A 10,037-nucleotide genomic window follows, 5' to 3' on the forward strand; every position below is an offset into this window, starting at 1 on the left:
ACCCCCCTTTTATCCGGCGCTTCGCGCCTCGTCCTCAAACGCCGGACGGGCTGAATTCTCTGAATGGTCAGGCCCTGATGAGGGTCAGGGCCGTGTCGCGGACCTTCGCCATCGTCTGCTCGTCCCGTGCCTCCACGTTCAGGCGCAGCAGCGGCTCCGTGTTGGACGCGCGGACGTTGAACCACCAGTCGGCCGTGGTGACCGTCAGGCCGTCGAGCTCGTCGAGGGTGACGCCGTCCTGGCCCTCGTACGTGGCCTTGATCGCGGCGAGGCGGGCCTTCTGGTCGGCGACCGTGGAGTTGATCTCGCCGGATCCCGCGTAGCGGTCGTACTGCTCCACGAGGGCGGACAGCGGGCCCTCCTGGCCGCCGAGCGCGGCGAGGACGTGCAGGGCGGCCAGCATGCCCGTGTCCGCGTTCCAGAAGTCGCGGAAGTAGTAGTGCGCGGAGTGCTCGCCGCCGAAGATCGCGCCGCTCTTGGCCATCTCCTCCTTGATGAAGGAGTGCCCCACGCGCGTGCGCACGGGCGTGCCGCCGTGCTCGCGGACGACCTCGGGGACCGACCACGACGTGATCAGGTTGTGGATGACCGTGCCCGAGCCGCCGTGCTTGGCGAGCTCCCGGGCCGCGACCAGGGCGGTGATCGCCGACGGGGAGACGGGGGCGCCGCTCTCGTCGACGACGAAGCAGCGGTCGGCGTCACCGTCGAAGGCGATGCCGAGGTCGGCGCCCTCTTCGCGCACGCGCTTCTGCAGGTCGACGATGTTCGCCGGGTCCAGCGGGTTCGCCTCGTGATTCGGGAAGGTGCCGTCGAGCTCGAAGTACATCGGTACGAGGGTGAGCGGGAGGCCGTCGAAGACGGTGGGGACCGTGTGCCCGCCCATGCCGTTGCCCGCGTCGACGACGACCTTCAGGGGGCGGATGGTCGTGAGGTCGACGAGGCCGCGGAGGTGGGCCGCGTAGTCCTTGAGGGTGTCGCGGCGCGTCAGCGTGCCGGGGGTCGCCGCGGGCTCCGGGGCGCCCGTGTCCGACCAGCGCTCGACGAGGGCGCGGATGTCGGCGAGGCCCGTGTCCTGGCCGACCGGGGCGGCGCCCGCGCGGCACATCTTGATGCCGTTGTACTGCGCCGGGTTGTGGGACGCCGTGAACATCGCGCCCGGCAGGTTCAGCGCGCCCGACGCGTAGTACAGCTGGTCCGTCGAGCACAGGCCGATCTCGGTGACGTCGACGCCGCGGGCGGCCGCGCCGCGCGCGAAGGCCCGCGAGAGGCCCGGCGACGAGGGCCGCATGTCATGGCCGACGACGATCGCGTCCGCGCCCGTGACCTGCGCGAACGCCGCGCCGAACAGCTCCGCGAGCGGCTCGTCCCACTGGTCCGGGACCACTCCGCGCACGTCGTACGCCTTCACGATCTGGGACAGATCAGCAGTCACGGCCAGGCCTCTCTCTACGGTCACTTCGGCGGGGCGGTCACTCCGGCGGACCCCAAACTACCTCCAACCACTGACAGCCCGACCCAGGTCAGGGAACAGGTCAGGGAACAGGTCAGGGAAGCATCCAGCCCAGCACCGCCGTGCTCTGCCCCACCACGATCAGACACATCACCAGCAACAGGCCGAGGCTCCACGGCAGCACCTTGCGCAGCACGTCGCCCTCCTTGCCCGCGAGGCCCACGGCCGCGCACGCGATCGTCAGGTTCTGCGGGGAGATCATCTTGCCGAGCACACCGCCGGAGCTGTTGGCGGCGGCGAGGAGTTCGGGCGAGAGCCCCGACTGCTCGGCGGCCGTCACCTGGAGGGAGCCGAACAGCGCGTTCGCGGAGGTGTCGGAGCCGGACACGGCGACGCCGAACCAGCCGAGCACCGGCGAGAGGAAGGCCAGGCCCGCGCCCGCGTCGGCCACGAAGTGCCCGATGGTGGCGGCCTGCCCGGAGAGGTTCATGACGTACGCCAGGGCGAGGACGCTCGTCACCGTGAGGATCGCGAACCGCAGTTCGTGCACGGTCGCCGCCCACTCGCGCGCCGCCACGCGCGCGTGCACGCCGAGCACGGCGGCCGTGCCGAACCCGGCGAGCAGCACGAGGGTGCCGCCGGTCGCCACCAGGGGCAGCGAGAAGACGTTCCCGCCGACGGGTTCGCCCGCGGGGTTGCCGACGTCCAGGAAGGGCCAGTCGAAGGTGCGGGTGGCCTCGGCCAGGAAGTCCTTGACGGGCGGGATCTGGGCGACGGAGAAGACGGCGACGATGAGGGCGTACGGGGCGTAGGCGCGCACCACGTCCGCGCGCGGGTCGTCGTGGTCCAGGTCCTCGCTGCGGGCGCCGGTCAGGACGGCGGCGCGGACGGGCTCGGCGGCCGGTCTGCGCGCCTGCGGCACGGCCACGAGCGCGCCCGCCCCTGCCAGGGCCGCCCCGATGTCGGCGAGTTGGGCGGAGACGTAGTTGGAGGCCGCGAACTGGGCGGCGGCGAAGGCGAGTCCGCACGCCAGGGCGGGCACCCAGGTCTCGCGCAGTCCGCGGCGGCCGTCGACCAGGGCGACGAGAAGGAGCGGTACGACGAGCGCGAGCAGCGGCGTCTGGCGGCCGACGACCGTGGCGACGGTGTCCAGCGGGATGCCGGTGACCTGGGCGAGCGTCACGACGGGTGTGCCCATGGCGCCGAAGGCCACGGGCGCGGTGTTGGCGACGAGGGCGACGACCGCGGCGCGCACCGGGTCGAAGCCGAGCGCGACGAGCATCACCGAGCAGATCGCGACGGGCGCGCCGAAGCCCGCGAGCGCTTCCAGGAGCGCGCCGAAGCAGAAGGCGACGACGAGCGCCTGGACGCGCGGGTCGTCGGAGAGTCGCCCGAAGGAGCGGCGCAGGACGTCGAAGTGCCGGGTGCGGACGGTCATCCGGTACACCCACAGGGCGTTGACGACGATCCACAGGATGGGGAAAAGCCCGAAGACCGCTCCCTGTGCGGCGCTGGACGCGGTCTGGCCGAGCGGCATGCCGAACGCGAGCCAGGCGACGGCGGCGGCCACCGCGAGGCCGATGAGCCCGGCGCGGTGGGCCTTCATGCGGACGGCGCCGAGGAGCACGAGGACGGTGAGCAGGGGCAGGGTCGCGACGAGTGCGGACAGGCCGAGCGAGTCGGCTACGGGATCCAGTTCCTGGACGAACACACGGGCCTCCCCGGATGCCGTGATCTCTCACGGGTGGGGGGAATCGTCGGCTCCGTGGCGACGGGGCGTCAATGGGGCGTAGGGGATTGGTTGTTCAGGGGTGAACAACGGGGCTCTACGGAGAGGGCGATATCAGGGAAACGGTTTCCCAGGCGTCGGTGCGTCGGTGCTCAGGACTCCGGTGAGCGCAGCACGCGAAGGTGGCCCCGGCGTCCGACCTCCATCGGGTCCGCGGAGCGCGCCCCGCTCCCCCCGGCCTCCGCCGCGCGTTCCTGCGGACGGGCCGCTTCCCGCACGGCGTTGGCGAGCGCTTCGAGGTCGTCGCCGCTGGGGCGGGCCGGGCCCGAGCCGTCGGCGAGACGGACGACCTCCCAGCCGCGCGGCGCGGTCAGGCGCTCGGAGTGCTCGGCGCACAGGTCGTAGCAGTGGGGTTCGGCATACGTGGCGAGGGGGCCGAGGACCGCGGTCGAGTCGGCGTAGACGTACGTCAGCGTCGCGACGGCGGGTCGGCCGCAAGCGGTGCGCGAACAGCGACGTACAGGGCTCACGACGTTGGACGGTACCGCACTCTTGAGCGGGCCGCGACGACTCTCCACGAGGTCACTCCCCCGTGTCGTGCTGTGATCCCGCACACAGGCCTTCCGGAAAGCACCGCTCTGACCTGCGACGACACAAGGGACCAGAGTGACCTGCGGTGTTGAACCCGGTCACCACTCGGAGCAAATCCTGCCAATCGGGGCGAGATCGACGGTCCAGGAGAGATACGCAATCGAGCTCAAGCTTGGCTGGAATGGTCAGGAAGCGACATGCCGTGCTCCGTGCGGAAAGGGCGATCTCGAGGACTACGCTTCACCAGTGATGGACGACCCCGTACCGCCCCGCGCCGCCGAGCCGAGGCCCCGCCGCCGCGACCGCCACGGCAGGGGCATGCGCGGCCCTGTGGCGCCGCCCCAGGTCCCCCTCTCCGCGAGCCGCGCCGAGGCGTTCACGGACCTGGTGCAGGACTCCGTGGAGCGCCTTGAGCGGCGCTGGCCGCAGCTCACCGAGATCGACTTCCTGGTGCTCGAGGTTCCGCCCGTCTCCGGCGGGGGCGCCGGGGACGAGGGGTGGGAGGCCGAGGCCGTGCCGCTGGGCGGGACGGTGTCCGCATCCGAAGGGCGGCCCGCTCGGGTCGTCGTGTATCGGCGGCCTGTGGAGATTCGTACGAAGGGGCGGGACGAGCGGGCCGCGTTGGTCCACGAAGTGGTGGTGGAGCAGGTGGCTGAGCTTCTTGGGCTTTCGCCCGAGTCGGTGGATCCTCGGTACGGGGAGGAGTGACGGGCGGGGGCCTCGCGGGGCGCCCCAGTCCCACCCCTTCCCGAAACCAGGGGCTCCGCCCCTAGGACCCCTTTTTTCCGCTTTTTTCCGCGCTGCGCGCTCGTCCTCAAACGCCGGACGGGCTAAAACCTTCGCCGGTGCGGGCTGGAGCTACCTCTGCAGCACGTCAAGGTCCTGCTTCGCCTTCGGTACCGCCACCGTTCCCCTGTCGTCCGGGAGGGTCTGGATCGTGAACATGGGGATGCCGTTCTCGGGGAGTTCCAGGGTGCGGGCGGCGTGGACGGGGGCGCCTGGCTGGGGCTCAAGGGTGAGGGCGTAGGTGCCCTTGAGGCCGGATGGAGTCGGTGGGGTGACGGCGAGGGTCGTGCCGCCCTTGACCGTGTAGGTCTTCGTGGTCGGCTCGCCGGACTCCGTGCCCGCGGACGCGGTGACCTTGACGTGGGCCGTCCTGCCGGGGGCCACCAGGGAGAGCGTGGTGCCCTTGGCGCGGTTGTCGGCGGCCGTGGCGCGCGCGCCCACCGGGCTCGTCGCCGGGATGAACGCCGTCTCCTGCTTGGCGCCCTTGCCGCGGGTCACGCGCAGGGCGGCCACTACGGGGACGGGCTCTTCCGTCGGCGTCAGGAGCAGGGATCCCGCCTCGCCCTTGGTGACGTCGCCCAGGTCGACGGCGGCCGTCATGCCGGACTTGACGTGCAGGGTCTCGTTGCCCGCGGGGGTGATCGCGCCGGTGGGCGAGGCGAGCTGGACCTTCAGGTCGGCGTCGTCGCTGCCGGGCGCGAAGGCGACCAGGCGCACCGACGTGGCGTCCTTCGGGATGCCGGGCAGGACCAGGCTCGGCGCCGGGTCGGTGGACGGGGGCAGCCAGTCGCTGCCGAGCTGGTCGTCCGCCGACTGCACGGCGGCGGCCACGCGGCCGCTGCGCGCGGTGACGTGCAGGGTGAGGTTGGTCTGCGCCTTGCCGACCAGCGTGGACAGGAGCACCGGGAAGCTGGAGTGCGGCTGGATCTGGATGGACTCGCCGACCTCGGACTTGAGGGCGCCGTCCGGGCCGTACAGCTCGATGTCGACGACCGCCGCGGAGTCGTCCGGGTTGGTCAGGTGGACGTAGTCGTTGCGGCCCTTGGCGGTGCCGGCGCCGGGGAACCAGAAGTCGGTGTCCGGAGCCGTGCAGGCGGTGCCGAGGACACCGCGCCCCGCGCCCGCGCTGACCGTGGTGGTCTGCTGGACGGTCCAGCCGGGCGCGAGGGCGCCGTCGGCGGTGCCGACGAGCGCGGGCGCGTCCGCGTCGGACTGCTCGCCGGACACCGGCTTGCCCGGCGCCTTCTGCGCGAGGAACGGCTCGGCGTCCTTCCCCTTGCCCTTGCCTCCCTGCGGCGCGTCCGTCAGCTCCTTGACGACGGGCAACAGGGCGGCGCGGCCCTTGGTCCCGGAGTCCTTGGATGCGGGCGTGAACGCCGTGTACGCCGTCTCCGCGAGGTCGGACGCACTGGGCTCCGGGCACAGCAGGCTCGTGCGCTCCACGGGCAGCCGCTTCGCGGTCCGCGCGACCTCGTCGTCACCCGCGGGGGCGTTGACCGCGGCGAAGCCGGTGACGGCGGCGAGGGCCGCCGTCACGGCGATCAGGGACACGGTGGTGCGGTTCACTGCTGGCTCCCGTCGGGGCGCTCACTGTCGGTGCCGTGCGGGGGTCGCCGCGGCATCGGCGGGTGCTGGGGGTGGGCGGGGGCCGCGGCGTCCGCGGTGCCGTAGGTCTCCGTGGTGCCATAGGTCCCGCCGTAGCCCTGCTCCGCCGGGTAGGTCCCGCCGTACGCGTACGGGTCGTACTGGCCGCCCTGGTAGGCGTCCTGCTGGTACGCCTCGTGGCCGGTCTGTGCGTACGGCCCGCTCTGGTACTGCTGTTCGCCGTACGCGCCGTGGTCGGCGCCCGCGTGGGCGGGGGTCTGCCAGTCGCCGTGCGCGGGGGCGTGCTGGGGCGGCGGCACGGGCTGTGACGGGACCGCTCCCAGGGCCTCCTCTTCGGAGGGGGGCACGAACTGGCCGTCGGCCGCGGGCTGTTCGCCCTGGGCCCGCAGCCTGCGCGCCCTGCGGCCCTCTCCGGAGACCACCTGGGCGGGCACGGCCGCCTCCTCCGGCAGGTCGTCGTCCACGTCCTTGCGGCGCCCGGGCAGCGCCAGGACCACCAGGACGAGGGCGAGCACGCCCTGGGCCCACAGGGAGGCCGTGTGGGCCGCCGACGGCTCGTACGTGACGTCGAGCCGGCCGCCGGACGCGGGCAGTTCGAAGCCCTGGGCCCAGCCGTCCACGGTGGTGCGGGTGAGCGCGCGGCCGTCCAGGGTGGCCGTCCAGCCCGCGTCGGCCGAGTCGGCGAGGCGCAGCACCCGGCCCTCCTTGCCCGCCGGGATCGTCGTGTGCACCTCTACGGGGCCCGCGCCGACCGGCTGGGGGTCGCCCGCCTCGGGCACGATCGCGGCGCGCGCGACCTGCCGGTCCACGCGCCACAGGGCGCTGCCGTCCTCCTGGCTGAGCCGGGTGAGGCCGGGGGTCGTGTCCAGGGTGCGGCTGAGCTGGCGGGGCGCTCCGTCGCGTACGAGGACGTAGCGCACCGCGTACCCGCCGAGCTGGTCGGCCTGGTCGGCGCCGGAGCCCGCGAGGAGGCGGGCGACGATCCGGTCGAGGCGCCCGTCGGAGCCGTCGGCGGCGGCGAGCTCGGCGTCCCCCAGGCGGGCGCCCGAGCCGCGCACCAGGGTGTACGAGACCTCGGCGGGCGACGCGCTGTCCAGGACGAGCGTGCGGGCCTGGTCCTCGGTGCCGCTCTCCTCGGCGACGAACGCGGGGACCTGCGCGGGGTCGCGGCGCTCCACGGGCCCGTCGGCGCCGCCGATCATCCATCCCGCGGCGACGAGCAGCGGGCCCGCGGCCGCGGCGAACGCGATGAGCGCGGCCACCGGCTGACGCCAGCCGAAGCTCTGCTCGGCGACCCGCGCGCGGGCGCCGTCGGCGCCGAGCGCGGCGGCGGCGAGCAGCGCGATGCCGTACACGAGCGTCGCCGGGCCCGCCCACGCCGAGCCGTTCGACAGGGCAGCGAAGGCCAGGGACACCAGGGCGACGGCCCAGGCGGCGCGGACGGCGACCGTGCGCTCTGCGCGCAGCAGGGCGGCGAGGGCGGCGAGCACGATGCCGATGAGCATCAGGCCGTGCACGGTGCCCGGGCCGCCGGGGCTGGCGCCGAGCAGGTCGAGCGCGGAGGCCGCGCCCGTGCCGTACTCGAGTCCGGCCTCCTTGAAGAAGCCGAACGGCAGCAGCGTCAGGGACCACGGCGCGAGGACGAGCAGCGGCACGCCGAGGGCGGCGAGGAACCTGAGGCCGTACGCCGTGATGTCGTTCCGGCGCAGCGCGAGGACCAGGAGGCCGAGCACCAGGGCGATCGGCCACACGATCGGCGTGAAGGCGGTGGTGACGGTGAGCAGCAGCGCGTACGCCCAGGTGGCGCGCCAGCTGCCGCGCGTGCCCTCCGGAGAGGTCAGGCCGCTCGCGGCGGCACCCGCGCGGGCGATGAGCGGCAGCAGGACGGCGAGCACGGCGGTGCCCACGCGCCCGCCCGCGAGCGCGCCGGTGGCGGCCGGCAGCAGGGCGTACGCCACGGACGCCCACGCGCGCAGGAGCCGCGAAGGGACGAGGGGCCGGGACGCGAAGTAGGCGGTGAAGCCCGCGAGCGGCACCGAGCCGATCAGGAGCGCCGTGACGGCGAGTCCGGCGGAGCCGAACAGGACGGTCGACAGGGCGGCGACGAGCGCCAGGTACGGCGGTGCCGCTTCCGTGCCGCCGATGCCCACCGGGTGCCAGGCGTCCGCGTAGCGCGCCCAGAGGTCCGACGCTCCGGCGGGCGCGGGCAGCAGCGCGCCGCCCGCGAGCACGCCGCCGCCGATGAGGGACCGGCAGGCGATGAGCGAGACGAAGAGCAGCACTACGAAGAGCACGGGTCCCGGCTTGCGCGCGATGCGCTTGAGGCGGGCGAACTGCTCGACCTCCAGGAAGTCGGCGTCGTCACCGCCGGGGCCCGACTCGACGGCTCCATGGCGGCCGCCGGCGGACACCTCTGGGTCGGAGCGGCCCACGACATGGCTCGCGACCTGTTCGACGGTGGCCCGCACCGTGGCGCCGGGCGGCGGGAACAGGGGCCGCATCTCGCCCGCGTCGGGCACCGGCGTGCCGCGCTTCTTGCGGGCGGCGAGGATCCGCTCGGGCCGCAGCAACGTACCGAAGAGACCGGCGACTTCGTCGACGGCCTGTCCCGGGGCCTTGCCGAGGAGGTAGGCGAGCGTGCGCAGCAGCGTGCCGACGACGAGCCGCACGAAGACCCAGGGCAGCACCATCGTGCGGGAGTTGGCGAGCAGGGTGTACGCCGCGCCCGCCTTGTCCACGCGGTGCGGCGACGAGGCCGTGCGGCCCGCGCAGTCGACGGTGCGGCGCTCGCGCGAGGCGGCCTCCGCGTGCCGCACGACCGCGTCGGGGGCGACGATGACGCGGTGTCCCGCGGTGTGGGCGCGCCAGCACAGGTCGACGTCGTCGCGCATGAGCGGCAGGCGCCGGTCGAACCCGCCGAGCCGCTCGTACACGTCGCGCCGGATCAGCATGCCCGCGGTGGACACGGAGAGCACGGGCCGTACGTGGTCGTGCTGGCCCTGGTCCTGCTCGCGGCGGTCGAGGCCGGTCCAGCGGCGCCCGGAGTGGGCGATGGAGACGCCGACTTCGAGGAGCTGCCTGCGGTCGTACCAGCCGCGGAGCTTGGGGCCGACGACCGCGACCTCGTTGCCCGCCTCGCGCTCCGTCTCGACGGCGCGCAGCATCTCGGCGAGGGCGCCGGGCTCGGGGGCGCAGTCGTCGTGCAGGAGCCACAGCCACTGCTCGGGGGCGCCGTACGGCAGGTCCGGCAGGTCGTACGCCTCGTCGCGCCAGGTGCGGCTCACCGGGTCCCAGCCGCTCGGGCGCTTCAGGTACGGCAGGTCCTCCGGGGTGAGCACCGGCGCCGTGCGGACCGCTTCGTCGACGGCGGTGCCGAAGCCGGAGCGGCGGGCCAGGTGCAGCACGCGGTCGGCACCGAGCGCCTCGGTGACCAGCTGCGCGGAGTCGTCGGCGCTGCCGGTGTCGGCCGCGACCGCGTTCTGTACGGGGCGGTCCTGGCCGAGCAGTCCGGCCAGGGCGTCGGGCAGCCAGCGGGCGCCGTCGTGGGAGACGAGCACGGCGGTCACGACGTGCCGCGGGAACTCGGGTGGGCTTGCCGGGTCGAACCCGGCCGCGCGGGACGGGTCGAACCCGGCGGCAGCGGCTTCGTGGGCTGCCGGATGGCTGTGCACGGACATCGAGGTACGGGCCCCGGTTCGATGGACTGTGGTGGACGTCTGCGCCCTGCGGGAGGGCTGTGGCGTCTCGGACGGGGCCCCACACTAACGGCTGGCACGACACCAGCCCGCCGCCTGTGGATAACCCATGGGCGACGGGCTGGTGGGGGTTCCTCGCGGGGGCACCCCGGACCCGCCCCTTCCCGAACCAGGGGGGCTC

General features: G+C 73.9%; 6 protein-coding genes. 1 reads left to right on the plus strand and 5 read right to left on the minus strand.

Annotated features, from left to right (window positions below; genetic code table 11):
• Positions 1-67 precede the first annotated feature (67 nt).
• The 3 genes from ACFWZ5_RS42295 to ACFWZ5_RS42305 form a co-directional block, all read right to left on the minus strand.
• Positions 68-1,432: a phosphomannomutase/phosphoglucomutase gene (locus ACFWZ5_RS42295; RefSeq protein ID WP_384804209.1), complete on the minus strand. Its 1,365-nt coding sequence runs from the start codon at positions 1,430-1,432 to the stop codon at positions 68-70.
• A gap of 112 nt (positions 1,433-1,544) precedes the next feature.
• Positions 1,545-3,161, minus strand: coding sequence for an L-lactate permease (locus tag ACFWZ5_RS42300; RefSeq protein WP_384804207.1), 1,617 nt, complete (start codon positions 3,159-3,161; stop codon positions 1,545-1,547).
• 170 nt (positions 3,162-3,331) lie between these two features.
• Positions 3,332-3,757, minus strand: a complete 426-nt coding sequence (locus ACFWZ5_RS42305; RefSeq protein ID WP_384804205.1) for a DUF3499 domain-containing protein — start codon at positions 3,755-3,757, stop codon at positions 3,332-3,334.
• A gap of 262 nt (positions 3,758-4,019) precedes the next feature.
• Here ACFWZ5_RS42305 and ACFWZ5_RS42310 point away from each other — a divergent pair, with 262 nt between their 5' ends.
• Positions 4,020-4,478 carry a metallopeptidase family protein gene (locus tag ACFWZ5_RS42310; RefSeq protein WP_384804211.1) on the plus strand — a complete coding sequence of 153 codons (459 nt, stop codon included), beginning with the start codon at positions 4,020-4,022 and terminating at the stop codon, positions 4,476-4,478.
• Positions 4,479-4,628: 150 nt separating this feature from the next.
• Here the strand turns inward: ACFWZ5_RS42310 and ACFWZ5_RS42315 are convergent, their stop codons facing one another.
• Together ACFWZ5_RS42315 and ACFWZ5_RS42320 are read right to left on the minus strand one after the other, a co-directional pair.
• Complete coding sequence (locus ACFWZ5_RS42315; protein ID WP_384804203.1) at positions 4,629-6,122, minus strand: DUF5719 family protein; 1,494 nt, start codon at positions 6,120-6,122, stop codon at positions 4,629-4,631.
• Positions 6,119-9,838, minus strand: coding sequence for a glycosyltransferase (locus tag ACFWZ5_RS42320; RefSeq protein ID WP_384804201.1), 3,720 nt, complete (start codon positions 9,836-9,838; stop codon positions 6,119-6,121). The genes ACFWZ5_RS42315 and ACFWZ5_RS42320 overlap by 4 nt, the downstream gene beginning before the upstream one ends.
• Positions 9,839-10,037: the final 199 nt, after the last annotated feature.

Origin of the sequence: Streptomyces sp. NPDC059003, assembly GCF_042740445.1 — a bacterium.
In the GTDB taxonomy this organism is placed as follows: domain Bacteria; phylum Actinomycetota; class Actinomycetes; order Streptomycetales; family Streptomycetaceae; genus Streptomyces.

Coding starts and splice junctions, on each gene's coding strand:
- ACFWZ5_RS42310 (WP_384804211.1), top strand. CDS start 4,020: ATGGACGACCCCGTACCGCCCCGCGCCGCCGAGCCGAGGCCCCGCCGC.
- ACFWZ5_RS42320 (WP_384804201.1), bottom strand. CDS start 9,838: ATGTCCGTGCACAGCCATCCGGCAGCCCACGAAGCCGCTGCCGCCGGG.